The sequence below is a fragment of the Ruegeria sp. CDSA141 genome, assembly GCF_059612005.1.
This window is the reverse complement of the sequence record NZ_JBXWPT010000015.1, coordinates 25703-40233: the sequence shown is the minus strand read 5'-3', so window position 1 is coordinate 40233 and position 14531 is coordinate 25703. Positions and strand designations below refer to the sequence as shown.

General features: G+C 57.0%; 21 protein-coding genes and 1 tRNA gene. 14 read left to right on the top strand and 8 right to left on the bottom strand.

The window, feature by feature from the left end:
* Nucleotides 1–35 precede the first annotated feature (35 nt).
* The 11 genes from pyrG to AC2FLP_RS17620 all read left to right on the top strand — a co-directional run bounded on the left by pyrG (nucleotide 36) and on the right by AC2FLP_RS17620 (nucleotide 8752).
* On the top strand, nucleotides 36–1679 hold the full coding sequence (pyrG, locus tag AC2FLP_RS17670; RefSeq protein WP_299895979.1) for a CTP synthase: 1644 nt from the start codon (nucleotides 36–38) through the stop codon (nucleotides 1677–1679).
* Between the two features lie 122 nt (nucleotides 1680–1801).
* Nucleotides 1802–2284, top strand: coding sequence for a bacterioferritin (locus AC2FLP_RS17665; RefSeq protein WP_117869392.1), 483 nt, complete (start codon nucleotides 1802–1804; stop codon nucleotides 2282–2284).
* 167 nt (nucleotides 2285–2451) lie between these two features.
* Complete coding sequence (locus tag AC2FLP_RS17660; RefSeq protein WP_496685225.1) at nucleotides 2452–3228, top strand: isocitrate lyase/PEP mutase family protein; 777 nt, start codon at nucleotides 2452–2454, stop codon at nucleotides 3226–3228.
* 75 nt (nucleotides 3229–3303) lie between these two features.
* The gene (locus tag AC2FLP_RS17655) at nucleotides 3304–3597 is read left to right on the top strand and encodes a DUF1330 domain-containing protein (RefSeq protein ID WP_299897219.1); all 294 of its coding nucleotides are present in this window, start codon (nucleotides 3304–3306) and stop codon (nucleotides 3595–3597) included.
* Between the two features lie 42 nt (nucleotides 3598–3639).
* A complete protein-coding gene (locus tag AC2FLP_RS17650; RefSeq protein WP_299895970.1) occupies nucleotides 3640–4089 on the top strand; it encodes a tellurite resistance TerB family protein in 450 nt (149 codons plus the stop codon).
* 20 nt (nucleotides 4090–4109) lie between these two features.
* Complete coding sequence (locus AC2FLP_RS17645; RefSeq protein ID WP_117869396.1) at nucleotides 4110–4547, top strand: tellurite resistance TerB family protein; 438 nt, start codon at nucleotides 4110–4112, stop codon at nucleotides 4545–4547.
* A gap of 5 nt (nucleotides 4548–4552) precedes the next feature.
* Nucleotides 4553–5311, top strand: coding sequence for a phosphate/phosphite/phosphonate ABC transporter substrate-binding protein (locus AC2FLP_RS17640; protein ID WP_366140753.1), 759 nt, complete (start codon nucleotides 4553–4555; stop codon nucleotides 5309–5311).
* A 109-nt stretch (nucleotides 5312–5420) separates the two neighbouring features.
* The gene (locus AC2FLP_RS17635; protein ID WP_117869398.1) at nucleotides 5421–6197 is read left to right on the top strand and encodes an ABC transporter ATP-binding protein; all 777 of its coding nucleotides are present in this window, start codon (nucleotides 5421–5423) and stop codon (nucleotides 6195–6197) included.
* Between the two features lie 32 nt (nucleotides 6198–6229).
* Nucleotides 6230–6979: a transporter substrate-binding domain-containing protein gene (locus AC2FLP_RS17630; RefSeq protein WP_117869399.1), complete on the top strand. Its 750-nt coding sequence runs from the start codon at nucleotides 6230–6232 to the stop codon at nucleotides 6977–6979.
* Between the two features lie 82 nt (nucleotides 6980–7061).
* Entirely contained in the window at nucleotides 7062–7949 is an 888-nt protein-coding gene (locus tag AC2FLP_RS17625) for an ABC transporter permease (RefSeq protein WP_117869400.1), read from the top strand.
* The gene (locus AC2FLP_RS17620) at nucleotides 7946–8752 is read left to right on the top strand and encodes an ABC transporter permease (RefSeq protein WP_496674983.1); all 807 of its coding nucleotides are present in this window, start codon (nucleotides 7946–7948) and stop codon (nucleotides 8750–8752) included. The genes AC2FLP_RS17625 and AC2FLP_RS17620 overlap by 4 nt, the downstream gene beginning before the upstream one ends.
* A 93-nt stretch (nucleotides 8753–8845) precedes the next feature.
* Here AC2FLP_RS17620 and AC2FLP_RS17615 read toward each other — a convergent pair.
* Both AC2FLP_RS17615 and AC2FLP_RS17610 read right to left on the bottom strand, forming a co-directional pair.
* Nucleotides 8846–8922, bottom strand: a tRNA-His gene (locus AC2FLP_RS17615).
* Between the two features lie 47 nt (nucleotides 8923–8969).
* Nucleotides 8970–9452 (bottom strand): GNAT family N-acetyltransferase, encoded by a 483-nt coding sequence (locus AC2FLP_RS17610; protein ID WP_496685219.1) that lies wholly within the window; start codon nucleotides 9450–9452, stop codon nucleotides 8970–8972.
* A gap of 77 nt (nucleotides 9453–9529) precedes the next feature.
* Between AC2FLP_RS17610 and AC2FLP_RS17605 the strand changes: the two genes are divergently transcribed.
* Nucleotides 9530–9718, top strand: coding sequence for a DUF6324 family protein (locus tag AC2FLP_RS17605; RefSeq protein WP_117869403.1), 189 nt, complete (start codon nucleotides 9530–9532; stop codon nucleotides 9716–9718).
* A gap of 2 nt (nucleotides 9719–9720) precedes the next feature.
* Here the strand turns inward: AC2FLP_RS17605 and AC2FLP_RS17600 are convergent, their stop codons facing one another.
* Nucleotides 9721–10152, bottom strand: a complete 432-nt coding sequence (locus AC2FLP_RS17600; RefSeq protein WP_117869404.1) for an MmcB family DNA repair protein — start codon at nucleotides 10150–10152, stop codon at nucleotides 9721–9723.
* Between the two features lie 114 nt (nucleotides 10153–10266).
* On the opposite strand from AC2FLP_RS17600, the gene AC2FLP_RS17595 reads away from it, so the two are divergent.
* Together AC2FLP_RS17595 and AC2FLP_RS17590 are read left to right on the top strand one after the other, a co-directional pair.
* The gene (locus AC2FLP_RS17595; RefSeq protein ID WP_117869405.1) at nucleotides 10267–10590 is read left to right on the top strand and encodes an ArsR/SmtB family transcription factor; all 324 of its coding nucleotides are present in this window, start codon (nucleotides 10267–10269) and stop codon (nucleotides 10588–10590) included.
* Complete coding sequence (locus tag AC2FLP_RS17590; RefSeq protein WP_496685215.1) at nucleotides 10583–11008, top strand: SRPBCC family protein; 426 nt, start codon at nucleotides 10583–10585, stop codon at nucleotides 11006–11008. Before AC2FLP_RS17595 ends, AC2FLP_RS17590 begins: the two co-directional genes overlap by 8 nt.
* A gap of 214 nt (nucleotides 11009–11222) precedes the next feature.
* On the opposite strand, the gene AC2FLP_RS17585 is transcribed toward AC2FLP_RS17590, so the two are convergent.
* The 5 genes from AC2FLP_RS17585 to AC2FLP_RS17565 form a co-directional block, all read right to left on the bottom strand.
* The gene (locus AC2FLP_RS17585; protein ID WP_299895950.1) at nucleotides 11223–11528 is read right to left on the bottom strand and encodes a hypothetical protein; all 306 of its coding nucleotides are present in this window, start codon (nucleotides 11526–11528) and stop codon (nucleotides 11223–11225) included.
* Nucleotides 11529–11587: 59 nt separating this feature from the next.
* Complete coding sequence (gene nusB / locus AC2FLP_RS17580; RefSeq protein ID WP_299895947.1) at nucleotides 11588–12070, bottom strand: transcription antitermination factor NusB; 483 nt, start codon at nucleotides 12068–12070, stop codon at nucleotides 11588–11590.
* On the bottom strand, nucleotides 12067–12618 hold the full coding sequence (locus tag AC2FLP_RS17575) for a 6,7-dimethyl-8-ribityllumazine synthase (protein ID WP_299636648.1): 552 nt from the start codon (nucleotides 12616–12618) through the stop codon (nucleotides 12067–12069). Before AC2FLP_RS17575 ends, nusB begins: the two co-directional genes overlap by 4 nt.
* 2 nt (nucleotides 12619–12620) lie before the next feature.
* Entirely contained in the window at nucleotides 12621–13742 is a 1122-nt protein-coding gene (gene ribB, locus AC2FLP_RS17570) for a 3,4-dihydroxy-2-butanone-4-phosphate synthase (RefSeq protein ID WP_117869410.1), read from the bottom strand.
* Nucleotides 13743–13841: 99 nt separating this feature from the next.
* A complete protein-coding gene (locus tag AC2FLP_RS17565; RefSeq protein ID WP_117869411.1) occupies nucleotides 13842–14429 on the bottom strand; it encodes a riboflavin synthase in 588 nt (195 codons plus the stop codon).
* Nucleotides 14430–14531: the final 102 nt, after the last annotated feature.

Genomic DNA, 14531 nt, shown 5'->3' with positions numbered 1-14531 from the left:
CTGATTTTGACGTCTCACGGGAGCAGCCGAAAAACATGGCGCGTTTTATTTTCATCACCGGTGGTGTGGTTTCGTCTTTGGGCAAGGGACTGGCTTCGGCGGCGTTGGGCGCCTTGTTGCAGGCCCGGGGATACTCGGTACGCCTGCGTAAGCTGGACCCCTATCTGAACGTCGATCCCGGCACGATGTCGCCGTTCGAACATGGTGAGGTTTTCGTCACCGACGACGGGGCCGAAACCGATCTGGATCTGGGCCATTACGAACGTTTCACCGGCGTGGCCGCGCGCAAGACCGACTCGGTCAGCTCGGGCCGGATCTATTCCAACGTGCTCGAAAAGGAACGCCGCGGCGACTACTTGGGCAAGACCATCCAGGTGATCCCGCACGTCACCAACGAGATCAAGGATTTCATCGCCATCGGCGAGGACGAGGTCGATTTCATGCTCTGTGAGATCGGCGGCACCGTGGGTGATATCGAGGGCCTGCCGTTCTTCGAAGCCATCCGTCAGTTCAGTCAGGACAAGCCGCGCGGTCAGTGCATTTTCATGCACCTGACACTGCTGCCCTATATCAAGGCTTCCGGTGAGCTGAAAACCAAGCCGACACAGCACTCGGTTAAGGAACTGCGCTCGATCGGTCTGGCACCTGACATTCTTGTCTGCCGCTCGGAAGGGCCGATCCCGACCAAGGAACGCGAAAAACTTGCCCTGTTCTGTAATGTGCGCCCCGACAGTGTGATCGCAGCGCAGGATCTGAGCACCATCTATGACGCCCCTCTGGCCTATCACCGCGAAGGTCTGGATCAGGCCGTTTTGGACGCGTTCCAGATCAGCCCTGCACCCAAACCCGATCTGGCCAAATGGGAAGATGTCAGCGACCGCATACACAACGCCGAGGGCGAGGTGAAAGTTGCCATCGTGGGCAAGTATACTCAGCTTGAAGACGCCTATAAGTCGATTGCCGAAGCGTTGACTCATGGCGGCATGGCAAATCGGGTCAAGGTCAAGGTCGAGTGGGTCGATGCCGAGGTGTTCGATAACGAAGACGTCGCACCATATCTTGAAGGTTTCCACGCCATCCTCGTCCCCGGAGGCTTTGGTGAGCGCGGCACAGAAGGAAAAATTAAGGCAGCCCAATATGCGCGCGAACACCAGGTCCCCTATCTGGGCATCTGCCTGGGTATGCAGATGGCCGTGATCGAAGCCGCTCGGAATGCCGCTGGTATCAAGGAAGCGGGTTCAGAGGAATTCGACCACGAAGCCGGCAAGAAGCGTTTTGAGCCTGTCGTGTACCATCTGAAGGAATGGGTGCAGGGCAACCACAAGGTCGAACGCAAGGTCGGCGACGACAAGGGCGGCACCATGCGCCTGGGCGCCTACAACGCGGTGCTGGCGGAGGGATCGAAAGTCGCTGAGGTTTATGGCGGCACACAGATCGAGGAGCGCCACCGTCACCGTTATGAGGTGGACATCAAGTACCGTGAGCAGCTTGAAAAGGCGGGGCTCAATTTCTCGGGCATGTCGCCGGACGGTCGCTTGCCAGAGATCGTGGAATGGTCGGATCACCCATGGTTCATCGGCGTGCAGTACCATCCGGAATTGAAATCCAAACCGTTCGACCCGCATCCCCTCTTCCGCGATTTTGTACGCGCTGCGAAAGACACTTCGCGCCTGGTCTGACACCGGGCTGTGTCGGACTGTCACCCCGCGTTGTTTTGTGTGGACTGATCTCTTAACTGTGTGTGTAAGCAGAATTTCTGCTTCACACGTTCGATGCCGTTCAGAGTTTCAGGAGATTTCCGATGAGCAACGCAACAACGATTACCAACCTTCAACAAGCGCTTCACATGGAGCTGACGGCGGCGCACCAGTATCAGCTGCATGCCCATGTGCTGGAGGACTGGGGCCTTGATATCCTTGCGGAAAAAATGCGCGCTGAAATGCAGGAAGAACTGGGCCACTCCGACGCGTTCATTGAGCGTATCCTGTTCCTTGGTGGCGTACCCGAACTTGCGTTCCAGAAAAGCCCTGCAGCTGCGGCTTCTCTGGAAGACATGTTCGCTGCGGACCTGAAGGATGAAACCGAGGCGGTCGACTTCTATACCAACGCCGCGCTGCAGGCCGCCGAGGTCGGGGATGTAGGATCAAGGACCCTGTTCGAACGCATCTTGTTGGAAGAAGAAGGTCATAAAGACTGGTTAGATACACAGTTGAACCTGCTGAAACGCCTGGGTGAAGCCAACTTCAGCGCAAAATTCGTATCCGGTGTGGCAAACGACGCCTGAAGCACCTACGATCGCTTGCCCAAACGCCAGCATCGCTCAAACCACTTTATCATGGTCTGAGCGATGCGGTTTCCGTCACTTCAATGTGACGTTTCAGTGCAAAAAACCTCTACTCGGTCTGCCCGCATGGGGTTAACTGTTGATCACACCACGACAGGAGAGCCCCGATGAGCGAACAATCCCAAAGCGCGAAGACCTTTACCAGCCTTCACAAAAAGGGCGACCCCGTCATTCTGTTCAACATCTGGGATGCTGGAAGTGCAAGCGCGGTGCGGGATGCAGGCGCGCAAGCCATTGCTACCGGCAGCGCACCTGTTGCCATGGCACAAGGTTTTGGCGATGGGCAGAACATCCCGCTAGAGGTCGCTTTGGACAATGCGCGCCGCATCGTTGCAGCGGTTGATCTTCCGGTGACACTGGATTTCGAAGGGGCGTATGCCGAAGACCCGCAAGGTATCGCGCAAAACGTCAAGCGTGCGCTGGATTGCGGCGTGGTTGGTTTCAATTTCGAAGATCAGATCATCGGCAGTGACGGGCTGTACGATACAGCGGTTCAGGCCAAGCGCGTCGAGGCCATGCGAGAGGCCTGCGAAAGCGCGGGTATAGCTGCCTATGTCAACGCGAGAACCGATATTTTCCTGAAGTCTCCGGCAGAAACACATGATGAGGCCATGCTGGACGACGCCATTGCACGTGCTTCGGCCTATGGAGCAGCGGGGGCCAGCGGTTTTTTTGCTCCGGGGTTGAAAGACGAGATAATGATCGGCCATCTGTGCGAGAGGTCAAATCTGCCCGTCAACATCATCGCCCTGCCCGGCACCCCCGGCACACCACGCCTGGCTGAACTGGGGGTTGCGCGCGTCAGCTATGGTCCGGTTCCTTATCGCCAGATGATCAAATGGTTAACAGATCAGGCGCACGCCGCTATCCACTACCGCACCTGATCATCCTGAGGTTGCGGGATTGCAATTGGCGGCATTTCTCATCACCCTGCCTTTGAAACTGAACAGGAGGCAAGCCTGTTGAAAGGCTGTTGGGTCGCACATGTCGATGTGGACGACATGGACACATACAAGACATACATCGCTACAAATGCGGAACCCTTTGCAGCTTATGGTGCACGCTTTCTGACGCGGGGTGGAAAACGTGAAGTGAAGGAAGGAGCGGCGCGCGCGCGAACCATTGTAATAGAATTTCCCAGCTATGAAGATGCGCTTGCCTGTTACGAAAGCGAAGCATACCAGAAAGCCAAAGCTCTGCGCGCCCCGGTGTCGATGGGCGATCTTGTGATCATTCAGGGCTATGACGGGTAGTCTACGCTTGGCCTGCCACAAAATATGGAATAACTTGTAGCCATGTTGAAAAAGCTCTTTCAGGCGTTCAGACCGCCTCAGCATGAACATCTACCGGACCCGGATGCCGAACTTGCTCTGGGCGCGCTCATGGTGCGTGTGGCGCAAGCCGATCGGGATTACAAGCTGGAAGAGATCAGCCTGATCGACAAAATCCTGGCCCGTCTCTACCAGCATAATGCAATCGAAGCGGCCAAGGTGCGCGCCACGTGCGAAAAGCTCCATGCGGCTGCGCCTGAAACTGATACATTCGGTAAACTGATCCGGGAAACAACGGACTTGAAAGAGCGTCTGGCCGCGCTGGATGCACTTTGGGAAGTCGTTCTGGCCGACGGAACGTCCGACGAAGGTGAAATGAAAATTGTCGAGGAAGCCCGCGTCGCCATGGGCTTGAGCTTCAACGACAGTAAGGCCGCACGTGAACGCGTTCAAAGTCGCTTGGATGTGAGTTAGGCGCTCGCTATATCTAACACATGTTCAGTGAATTTCTTTCCAGGCTCACGCAGCCTCAGCCCGATCCGCTTGTCGATGATGACGCCCGCCTCGCCCTGACGGCCCTGCTGGTGCGTCTGGCGCGGTCCGACAATGACTATTCCGATACCGAAATGGCTCGGATAGACCGAATCTCGGCGCAACGTTTCGGCCTGTCTCCGTTCGAAAGTGCTGCCCTGCGCGCACGTGCCGAAAATCTGGAGGCGGAAGCCCCGGACACCGTCCGCTTTACCCGAGCCATCAAAGAGGCGGTTGCCTATGAAGACCGCTTGGCGGTCGTTCAGGCGCTGTGGTCCGTGGCTCTGGCCGATGGGCACCGCACAAGCGAGGAAGATTCGCTGCTGCGTCTGGTTGTCAGTCTTCTGGGCGTCAGTGATGTGGACTCCGCTTTGGCACGTCAAAAGGCTGCTAAGTCGTGAGTGCAATGCTGGGCATGTATGACATGCCCGCGCTGCAAGCAGCCAATGACCGGTTCTGGGGAATGATTCGCGCGCAACTGGAATCAGGCCCCGAACACCTTACCCGCGACAAAGATGTGTGGGAGGTCTGGCGAGACCCGAACCTAGTTCTGGCCCAAACCTGTGGCATGCCGTACCGAACCCAATTGCATGGCGATGTCCAACTGGTTGGCACTCCGGATTATGGCCTTCCCGGGTGCCCCCCCGGATACTATTGCTCGGTCTTTGTGGCCCGGCATGACGACGCCCGGGATCTGGCGGGTCTGAGCACCGGCGTGTTCGCGTATAACGAATGCTTGTCCCAATCCGGCTGGGCAGCCCCGATTACACACATGTCCCATGCAAACCTGAGCCCCGCCGAACTTTTGGAAACCGGTGGGCATGCACTGTCCGCCCAAGCCGTCGAAGACGGCAAAGCCGACTTTGCCGCGCTGGACATACTGACGTGGCTGATGCTGCAACAGCACACCAATCTGGGGACCAAACTGCGCGAACTGGCAAGGACGTCACCGACTCCGACCCTTCCCTACATCACATCGATGGGTCGGAATCCGCAGGTCATTGCAGGCGCAGTTCGGGCCGCAATTGACCAGCTTTGTGACGACGATCAACGATTGCTGCATATTCGCGGGTTGATCGACATTCCCGCAGTCCACTATCTTGCTGTTCCCACTCCGCCTTCCCCCAAAGATGGCAGATCAACGACTGCCCAAATTGTTGACTGATTTTGACCAATTTGGGTGTTTCTCCGCCTGATTCTGTCATTTGCGCATTGCATTGACCTTTTTTTTCGGCCCTAGTACCGGACCAACGCCACCAACCACTGGACTGCCCGTGACAGAAACTGATCCCGTCATCGAAATCAAAGACCTTCACAAAAGCTTCGGAAATCTAGAGGTGTTGAAGGGGGTGGATATCACGGCACATCGCGGTGACGTGGTTTCGCTGATCGGGTCGTCCGGCTCGGGGAAGTCGACACTTCTGCGGTGCTGCAACCTTCTGGAAGACAGCCAACAGGGCGAAATCCTTTTCAAGGGTGAGCCGGTCAAGTGGACCGGGCAAAGCCATGGGCGCCGCCCAGCAGATCCCAAGCAGGTTCTGCGTATCCGCACGAACCTGTCCATGGTGTTCCAGCAGTTCAACCTTTGGGCTCATTTAACCATTCTCCAAAATGTGATGGAAGCTCCGGTCACTGTTTTGGGGCGTGACAAGGCCGAGGTTGAAGACAGCGCCCGCAAATACCTTGAGAAAGTAGGCATCGGCGACAAATGCGATGTCTACCCCGCTCAGCTATCCGGCGGACAACAACAACGTGCCGCCATCGCCCGCGGCCTGTGCATGGAACCCGAGGCCCTGTTGTTCGATGAGCCCACATCGGCACTGGATCCCGAGCTGGAACAGGAAGTCATTAAGGTAATTAAGGACTTGGCCGCTGAAGGGCGCACCATGATCATCGTGACGCATGACATGAAAATGGCCGCCGACATCTCAAGCCACGTGGTGTTCCTGCACCAAGGCCTGATCGAAGAAGAAGGCACGCCGGAAGATATCTTTACGTCACCCGAATCCGAAAGGCTTCGGGGCTTTCTCTCCGCCACTCAGGCGGCTTAACTTCAAAACAGAACCAAACTGGGGAGTAACCAATGAAAAACCTGATTCTGTCCACTGCCGCACTGGCACTGACCGCCGGTATCGCCATGGCCGACACGGTCCGCATGGGGACCGAGGGCGCCTACCCTCCGTACAACTTCATCAACGATGCCGGCGAAATCGACGGTTTCGAGCGTGAAGTCGGCGACGAACTGTGCAAGCGCGCGAACCTGGAGTGCGAGTGGGTCAAGAACGACTGGGATTCGATCATTCCGAACCTGGTCTCGGGCAACTACGACACCATCATCGCGGGCATGTCGATCACCGACGAGCGTGACGAAGTTATCGACTTCACCCAGAACTATTTCCCGCCTGCGGCTTCGGCCTATGTCGGTGCATCGGACGGTGTTGATGTCACCACCGGCGTCGTTGCCGCACAGACTGCGACCATTCAGGCTGGCCACGTGGCTGAATCGGGCGCGACTCTGGTCGAGTTTGCAACTCCGGAAGAAACCATCGCTGCCGTCCGTAACGGCGAAGCCGATGCCGTGTTTGCCGACAAGGATTTCCTGGTGCCGATCGTAGAAGAATCCGCCGGAGAGCTGGTCTTCGTAGGCGATGACGTCCCGCTGGGCGGTGGCATCGGACTGGGCATCCGTGAATCGGATGGCGAACTGCGCGGTAAGTTCGACGAGGCGATCACTTCGATGAAAGCGGACGGGTCGTTGAACGAACTGATCACCAAGTGGTTCGGCGAAGGCGTTCCGACCTACAACGCTGACGGTTCGGTCGTTACAAACTAATCCGTATCAAGCGGTTCGGCGCGTCCATCGCGCCGAACCCTGCCTGGTGGAATACCCGGGTACGACGTTCGAAAGACGCTTCATGTTTTCCTATTGCGCTGACCCTGACACGCTCGGAACATTCCGTTGGTTCTCTTGCTACCTGACCAACGGTGTTCACTGGTCCTTCTACCTGTCATTCCTAAAGGTGCTGGGATTGCTGGCGGTGACCGCGCCGGTCGCGTTGGCGTTTGGCTTTATGGGCGCAATGGCCGCCCGATCACATTTCCCACCCCTCAGCTGGCTGGGTAATGGATATATTGCCATTGTGCGCGGTGTTCCGGATATCGCCTTCTTCCTGTTTTTCGTGATAGCCTTGGACCAGGCGTTCGAATGGACGCGGCATAAGATCCTGTGCCCTGAATGGACCGACCCCATCCGTCAGGGGAATGATTTTATCGTCTGTCAGGCGGCCAAGCTGCCATTGGGGACCGCACCGGAATGGATGCATGAAACCTATGGTTTTTTCCTGGCTGTTATTACTTTCTCAATCGTTTTCGGCGCGTTTGCCGCGAACGTTCTTTTTGGTGGAATGCGCGCGGTTCCCCACGCACAGCTTGAAACCGCCGAGGCCTATGGCATGTCCCGTCGCCAGACGTTCTGGCGCATCCTTGTGCCGCAGATGTGGGTCTACGCCCTGCCTGGCTTGTCGAACCTTTGGATGGTCCTTATCAAAGCCACACCGCTGCTGTTCCTGCTGGGTATTGAAGACATCGTCTATTGGGCCCGCGAGCTAGGTGGCACCAAGACCTCCAAATTTACCCAGTATCCGCATGGCGACTGGCGCATGTGGTACTTCCTGTTCCTGCTTGTCTTCTACCTCGGCATGACACGTGTGTCTGAACTTGGGCTGGAGAAGCTGATGCGGAGGCTGTCCCACGGACAGGCCACATCAGGCGGCGAGCTTCTGCGCAAGGAGACCACGGCATGAGCTGCTTGCAGACAATCCAAGATTATGGCCTGCGGTCCCTCGGTATTGGCGAGCGTCTGCTGCCCAAGACTGACTTCACCCTGTGTGAGCAATTCACACTGATCGGGTCGGGCATGATCTGGAATGTCTATTTCGGGATCATGGCTCTGGCGACCGGGTTCTTCCTGGCCACCGCCCTCGCAGTAGGTAAGGCATCCAGCAACAAATGGCTCCGCAAACCTTCGGAATGGTTTATCTTCCTGTTCCGCGGTTCGCCTTTGTTTATCCAGTTTTTTTTCGCCTATTTCCTGTTCCTGTCGCTGAAGAAATCTAACCCGATGTTCGACGCCTTTACCGCGGCCTGGCTGGGCGCGCTGATCGTTCTGTTCCTGAACACCGCGGCTTATACGGGCGAGATTTTCTATGGCGCGCTGCGATCCATTCCCAAAGGCGATATTGAAGCTGCGGATGCCTATGGCATGTCCGGTTGGGCGCGTTTCCGCCGGATCGTCTGGCCCACCATGTTGCGGCTTGCATGGCCTGCTTACACAAACGAAGCAATCTTTCTCTTCCACGCAACAACGCTGGTCTTCTTTTCAGCTTTCCCAGCTTGGCAGCAACGTGGAGACGCCTTGTACTACGCCAGTTATTTTGCCGACAAGACGTTCAACCCGTTCATCCCATACCCGATTCTGGCGTTCTATTTCATCCTGCTGACACTGGTGATCGTCGGGGTCTTTGGCCTGATCAACAAGCGCTTGAACCGGCACCTGCCGGTCGCAAGGCAGGCCAAGATGCGGTTCAAACTGAATCTGGCGCGCTAATTCCCGGCGCGCCGACCACGTCCGGAAGCAAAGCCAAATCAACGACAGTCAACGCGCACCCGCACGCTTTTTTCAGCACATTCAGGAGGGAAGTGGTACCGCCTCCCTGGCTTGAACAGGGGACCTCTGGATCCACAATCCAGCGCTCTAACCAACTGAGCTAAGGCGGCACTCGTGAGGGGCGATGTACCGAACACGCCCGCGGAATGCAAGAGGATTAAAACCGAAATTTCCAGCTTTGTTCGACAAGATCGACACCAAAGGAATGCACCGCTTTGCTGTCCATCAACTCCCAGCCAGACGCCTTGTACAGAGCGCATGCGGCGGTATGGCTTTCGTGTGTCCACAGGACCATTTCCCGGTATCCTGCCTCGCGTGCGAAAGCAGTACACGTATGTAAGAGCCGCTTTCCCAGTCCTAGCCCTCGTGCTTCCGGGACAAGTAGGAACAAGCGCAGCTTGGCGATACTTCGGTCAACAGCAACGCAGAAAACACTGCCCAGACGCTGCCCTTCCCGTTCCGCGATCCAGCCTCTTTCAAGCTCAGGGTCACTATTTTCGATGAAATCATCAAGGATGCTGGCCACCAAGGGGGCAAAGCTGTCATCAAACCCTTCGTCCCGGGCATAAAGCAGACCGTGCTGCTCAACCAGCCACGCGGCGTCATCGGGGCGAAAGGATCTGAGAACGGCGTCTTCCATGTCTCATCTGACCGCAAAGGTGACTTGATTCTCAACCCCGTGCGCGCTAGCAGGAACGCTCAGTCTCGGAGGCACAGATGGGCATCAATACCGAACGCGACATTCAGGCAAACCTGCAAATCGGTCCGACCGATCAGGGTATGGTCCGCCTGTTCATCGAAGCTGACGGCATCGAAATACCGATGGATTTTGACCCGGAAGAAGCAGAAGAAATCGCCGACGAAATTCGCGCCGCGATACAAGCCGCCCTCGCCGTCAAAGGCTGATCTTACAGTCTGGGATCCCGTAGCGCATGCAGGCGTCGCGCGGCATCCGTTGCAAACTTCTGGATCATCTTCTTGCGCCGCGCCGGGGCAATTTTGTCCTCGGGCGCCATACGTACGATTTCCGCATCATACGCGTCAGCAATGATCAGGCCTGTTTCGTCAGGCAACAGATCGGTTGGAAACTCTGTGTCGACGGCCCAGAAGAATCGGTCACACCATTCCAAATAGCCCTGCCATTTCGCATCCGACTGATAATCGGCACGGCTGGATTTGCACTCGATCAGCCACAGCTCCCCCTTGGGACCCAACCCCATCACATCGACGCGCAGGCCACGTGTCGGGACAAATTCCTCCACGGAAACAAACCCATGCGCCGCAAGATGCCGCGCGACACCGCGCGCCAGTTTCTGTCCAGGTTGCAGATCCAAAGTCATGTATGAAAATGTGAACAATAAGTGAACAAAAGTAAAGTGACATTGCTCCTTGACATGATACCCTTCGGTATCGCAATAATGTAATACCAAATGGTATCCCTTGCGAGGTTGCTAATGGAAAACCAAACTCAAAACGCGTTTCGTGCCCTGGCCGACCCCACCCGCCGGGACATCATACAACTGCTTTCGTCTCGGGACATGACGATCGGGCAGTTGACCGATCGGTTCGATATGACCCGGGCTGCAGTCAAAAAGCACCTCACCGTGTTGTCCGACGGCGGACTGATCACTGTCGAAGTGCGCGGGCGGGAACGCATCAATCGACTTGAACCACAGGGGATGGCCCCCGTGCTCGACTGGCTCAGATACTTCGACCGGTTCTGGGACGATCGCCTGAACTCACTAAAAGAAGCTATTGAAAGGAAACAAAATGACTGATGCCGTACTGAAGAAATCGATTTTCCTGAGGGCGGAACCGGAAACCGTTTGGGCTTATCTGACGGAACCTGACCACCTTGCAGAATGGTTCCACAAACCTAAAAAAACGTTGACGGAAGGTCAGAAGCTTGAGATGTTCGGCACAACAAGCGGCGACTTGTTGATCTGGGGAGAGGTCCGTGTCGCCAATCCTCCCAGGTATTTGGAATACACTTTCACAGTGAAACCCATGGGCGACGCCATAAGCACGGTGAAGTGGACTTTGGAACCTGTGGCAGGTGGAACACGCCTGGATCTGCTGCATGAAGGTCTGCCACAAGGTGCCGACGCATTTGACCTGATCCTGGCCCTGGATAAAGGCTGGGATGAACATTTTGGCAAGATGCGTGTTGCATTGCACGAAACTGTTGATGCATGACCCCTTGTGTGAACCCGTCAGACGCCCTACTTAAGCGCTTGGCGGGTTCTGCCCTTCTTGTGACAGGTAGCATTCTGGTGGCCTTAAGCAATTCCGAGGGGGCTGGCTCTGTTCAGGTCCTGGCCTGATTACCTGGCGCCCACCTGTACATACAGGTCCTCGGGAATCAAACCGCACGGTTGATTGGTGGTCCCGCCGCACTTTACCCGATTTATCAGCGCCCTGCGCGAACTTCCTTCTTGACCGTTGCAGGTTCAAAGCTGTGCACGACCGGCGTTCCCCGACGTGGCCCCTGCGGCTTTTCGGCCAAGCTCATGATCTTGTAAGCGAACTGAACACCCGCAAAAACGATACCGTTCATGAACCAGATCATTACCAGCGCAATCAGGCCGATTTCCGAACCGGTGATCAGATGCCGAAGGTTCGCGACGTTCAGCGCCAATAGCGCCCCGACAAACACGGCAGAAATGACAAAACCCCAAGCGACTTGCGTGATATACAGGCGGATCAGTTTGGGCATGGCGAACCTCCTTGCGCTGTGACATTCATTTTAGCGCATGTCAGGTTCAGGTAAACGTGTCAGAACGCCTCGGGCTGAGCCTCGCGCGCCATGTGATCCAGCACGGCATTGACGAATTTAGGTTCTTTACCTTCAGGGAAAAAGGCACGCGCCACATCGACAAACTCGGTGATCACCACCTTGGGCGGTGTGTCGCTTTGAGTCAGTTCCGCACCCGCCGCGCGGAACAGCGCGCGCAGGGTCGGGTCGATGCGCGAAATCGGCCACTTGGCCACCAGCGCACGGTCGGTCATCTGGTCGATTGGGGCCTGATAGTTCACGGCGTCATCCACCAGCATGCGGAACAGCGCGCTGTCGCCCTCAAGCATCTCGTCGCCCTCGTAGACCGCGCCAAACCGATGATCCAGAAACTCGTTTACGACGGCTTCAGTCGTCTGCCCGGACTGCTCCATCTGGAACAGCGCCTGCACGGCATAAAGCCGGGCGGCGGATTTCTTAAGGCGTTTCTGGTTGGCCGGTTTCGGCGCGTCTGTCTTGGTCATGCTGTCGTGGGTCCGTTGTTGTCGCCCGCCACTAGGATGGACTCGGACGGCGGCTTGAAGCCGACGCCCTTTTTGGAAGAGCCCCACTTACGGCTGAGCGCAATCAGATGCAAGGCCGCAGCGGCCGCGCCGCCCCCTTTATTCATCTTTTCGGGGTTGGCGCGCACTTCGGCCTGTTCGTCATTCTCGACAGTCAATATGCCGTTGCCGATGCACAACCCCTGCAGGCCCATCAATTGAATGGCCCGGCTGGAATCGTTGCAGACGGTTTCGTAATGCGTGGTCTCACCGCGAATGACGCAGCCCAACGCGACATAGCCGTCAAAATTACACTGTCGGTCGGCCATGGCGATGGCTGTGGGAATTTCCAGCGCGCCGGGAACTTCGACCACTTCACAGGTCCCGCCAGCCGCTTCGATTTCAGCCGTGGCACCCGCGATCAGGTTGTCGGCAATCGAGCGGTAGAACGGGGCCGCCACGATCAGTAGTTTCACCGGTTTGTCGAAACTGGGTGTCGGCAGAATCCCGTGTTTGTCTTGTTCAGCCATGTTCAGTCTTCCTTCAGAATCGAGCGGGTGCCGACGATGGACAAGCCAAACGCGTCGAGCCCCAGATACACCGTTTCAGGAGAGTCGGTCAGAAGCACCAGTTCCTGAATACCCATCTTGGACAGGATCTGTGCCCCCAGACCGGTTTGCTTGATGGTGCGCGGACCTTCATCCTCGACCGCATACAGTGAGTTGCGAGGCTGGCGGAACAGGCAGACCACACCACGTCCCTCCTCGGCAATTTTTTCCATAGCGCGCGGCAACTCGCGGGAAGACTTCGGACCAAGACCCAGGATATCAGGTGCTTCGTGCAGGGCGTGTGTACGCGTCAGAACAGGCTCTGGCGTGGTGATGTCACCCTTGATCATGACAACATGTTCAATGCCGTGGGTCTGATCGGTGAAAATCCGCATTTCCCACTCACCACCGTATTCCGAGGTGACTGTTTCACGCGAGGTCTCGACAACCAGATTGTCGTTGCGCGACCGGTAGCTGATCAGATCGCTGATCGTGCCGATTTTCATATTGTGCTCTTTGGCGATCTCGACCAGATCCGGCAGGCGCGCCATGGTTCCGTCTGCATTCATGATCTCGCAGATCACTCCTGACGGATTAAGCCCTGCAAGGCGCGAGATATCCACGGCGGCCTCAGTATGGCCAGCGCGCACCAGCACCCCGCCCCGCTTTGCCCGCAACGGGAAGACATGCCCCGGGGTGGCGATATGCGCCATCGTGTTCTGTTCGTTGATTGCGGTCGCCACGGTCAGCGCCCGGTCGGCGGCTGAAATCCCGGTGCTGACACCTTCGCGCGCCTCAATCGATACCGTAAAGGCGGTCTCGTGCCGGGACGAGTTGTTCACGGCCATCATCGGCAGTCCCAGCGCATCTATCCGTTCCGCCGTCATCGGCAAACAGATCAGACCGCGCCCGTGGGTAGCCATGAAGTTGATCGCCTCGGCATCTGCAAACTCGGCGGGGATCACCAGATCGCCCTCGTTCTCACGATCTTCATGATCGACCAGAATGTACATCCGGCCTGCACGCGCCTCTTCGATGATATCCTCGATCGGGCTGATCGCGTCGCGCAACTGGGCCTCGACCGGTCCGGGGGTTTCAAAGCTCATGGGGCAGCCTTTCACATGGCAGGTTTGCTCGGCGGAATAGACCACTGAGGGCGCAAAGACCAGTCCACAAACGGCGCAGGTGCTTTCCGACGCGACGTATCAGGACATCTCGGCCAGACGCGCGACGTACCGGGCCAGCGTATCGATCTCAAGATTGACGTGATCGCCTACGCCCACATCGCCCCAGGTTGTGACTTCTTTGGTGTGAGGGATGAAATTGATGCCAAACTCGCAATCACTCACGTCATTGACCGTCAGCGATGTCCCGTTCAGCGCAACCGACCCTTTGGGCGCTATGAACCGGGCCAGTTCCTTCGGTGCGCGCAAGGTGACACGTGTGCTGTCGCCTTCATCCTCGACCGCGACCACTTTGGCCACGCCATCCACATGGCCCGAAACAATGTGACCGCCCAGTTCATCACCCACTTTCAGCGCTCGCTCCAGATTGACACGCTTGCCGACGGCCCATGTATCAAGGTTGGTCTTCGAAACCGTCTCGGCGCTGATCTGAACATCATACCAATCGTCGCCCAGCGCGATCACTGTCAGGCACACGCCATCACTGGCGATCGAGGCACCGATATCGATACTGGCCGTGTCATAGGCTGTCCTGATCCGGGCGCGCAGATCTCCTTGCTGTTCCAGCTCGGTGACAGTTCCGATGTCGGTGACGATCCCTGTGAACATTCCGTTAACCCTCAGTTCCTACCTTGTGTCTGACTTTCACCGTCGAGGTAAGCCCAATGGGCGTCCCGGGCAAGCCCCACCTTGCCGTACAACGCCCAAACA

Bases quoted from the DNA above. Each gene is read 5' to 3' on its own strand.
- ribB (WP_117869410.1), bottom strand. From the start codon at position 13,742: ATGAGCTTTGAAACCCCCGGACCGGTCGAGGCCCAGTTGCGCGACGCG.
- AC2FLP_RS17575 (WP_299636648.1), bottom strand. From the start codon at position 12,618: ATGGCTGAACAAGACAAACACGGGATTCTGCCGACACCCAGTTTCGAC.
- AC2FLP_RS17625 (WP_117869400.1), top strand. From the start codon at position 7,062: ATGTTTTCCTATTGCGCTGACCCTGACACGCTCGGAACATTCCGTTGG.
- AC2FLP_RS17565 (WP_117869411.1), bottom strand. From the start codon at position 14,429: ATGTTCACAGGGATCGTCACCGACATCGGAACTGTCACCGAGCTGGAA.
- pyrG (WP_299895979.1), top strand. From the start codon at position 36: ATGGCGCGTTTTATTTTCATCACCGGTGGTGTGGTTTCGTCTTTGGGC.
- AC2FLP_RS17620 (WP_496674983.1), top strand. From the start codon at position 7,946: ATGAGCTGCTTGCAGACAATCCAAGATTATGGCCTGCGGTCCCTCGGT.
- AC2FLP_RS17605 (WP_117869403.1), top strand. From the start codon at position 9,530: ATGGGCATCAATACCGAACGCGACATTCAGGCAAACCTGCAAATCGGT.
- AC2FLP_RS17590 (WP_496685215.1), top strand. From the start codon at position 10,583: ATGACTGATGCCGTACTGAAGAAATCGATTTTCCTGAGGGCGGAACCG.
- AC2FLP_RS17585 (WP_299895950.1), bottom strand. From the start codon at position 11,528: ATGCCCAAACTGATCCGCCTGTATATCACGCAAGTCGCTTGGGGTTTT.
- AC2FLP_RS17595 (WP_117869405.1), top strand. From the start codon at position 10,267: ATGGAAAACCAAACTCAAAACGCGTTTCGTGCCCTGGCCGACCCCACC.
- AC2FLP_RS17610 (WP_496685219.1), bottom strand. From the start codon at position 9,452: ATGGAAGACGCCGTTCTCAGATCCTTTCGCCCCGATGACGCCGCGTGG.
- nusB (WP_299895947.1), bottom strand. From the start codon at position 12,070: ATGACCAAGACAGACGCGCCGAAACCGGCCAACCAGAAACGCCTTAAG.
- AC2FLP_RS17660 (WP_496685225.1), top strand. From the start codon at position 2,452: ATGAGCGAACAATCCCAAAGCGCGAAGACCTTTACCAGCCTTCACAAA.
- AC2FLP_RS17665 (WP_117869392.1), top strand. From the start codon at position 1,802: ATGAGCAACGCAACAACGATTACCAACCTTCAACAAGCGCTTCACATG.
- AC2FLP_RS17650 (WP_299895970.1), top strand. From the start codon at position 3,640: ATGTTGAAAAAGCTCTTTCAGGCGTTCAGACCGCCTCAGCATGAACAT.
- AC2FLP_RS17645 (WP_117869396.1), top strand. From the start codon at position 4,110: ATGTTCAGTGAATTTCTTTCCAGGCTCACGCAGCCTCAGCCCGATCCG.
- AC2FLP_RS17600 (WP_117869404.1), bottom strand. From the start codon at position 10,152: ATGACTTTGGATCTGCAACCTGGACAGAAACTGGCGCGCGGTGTCGCG.
- AC2FLP_RS17640 (WP_366140753.1), top strand. From the start codon at position 4,553: ATGCTGGGCATGTATGACATGCCCGCGCTGCAAGCAGCCAATGACCGG.
- AC2FLP_RS17630 (WP_117869399.1), top strand. From the start codon at position 6,230: ATGAAAAACCTGATTCTGTCCACTGCCGCACTGGCACTGACCGCCGGT.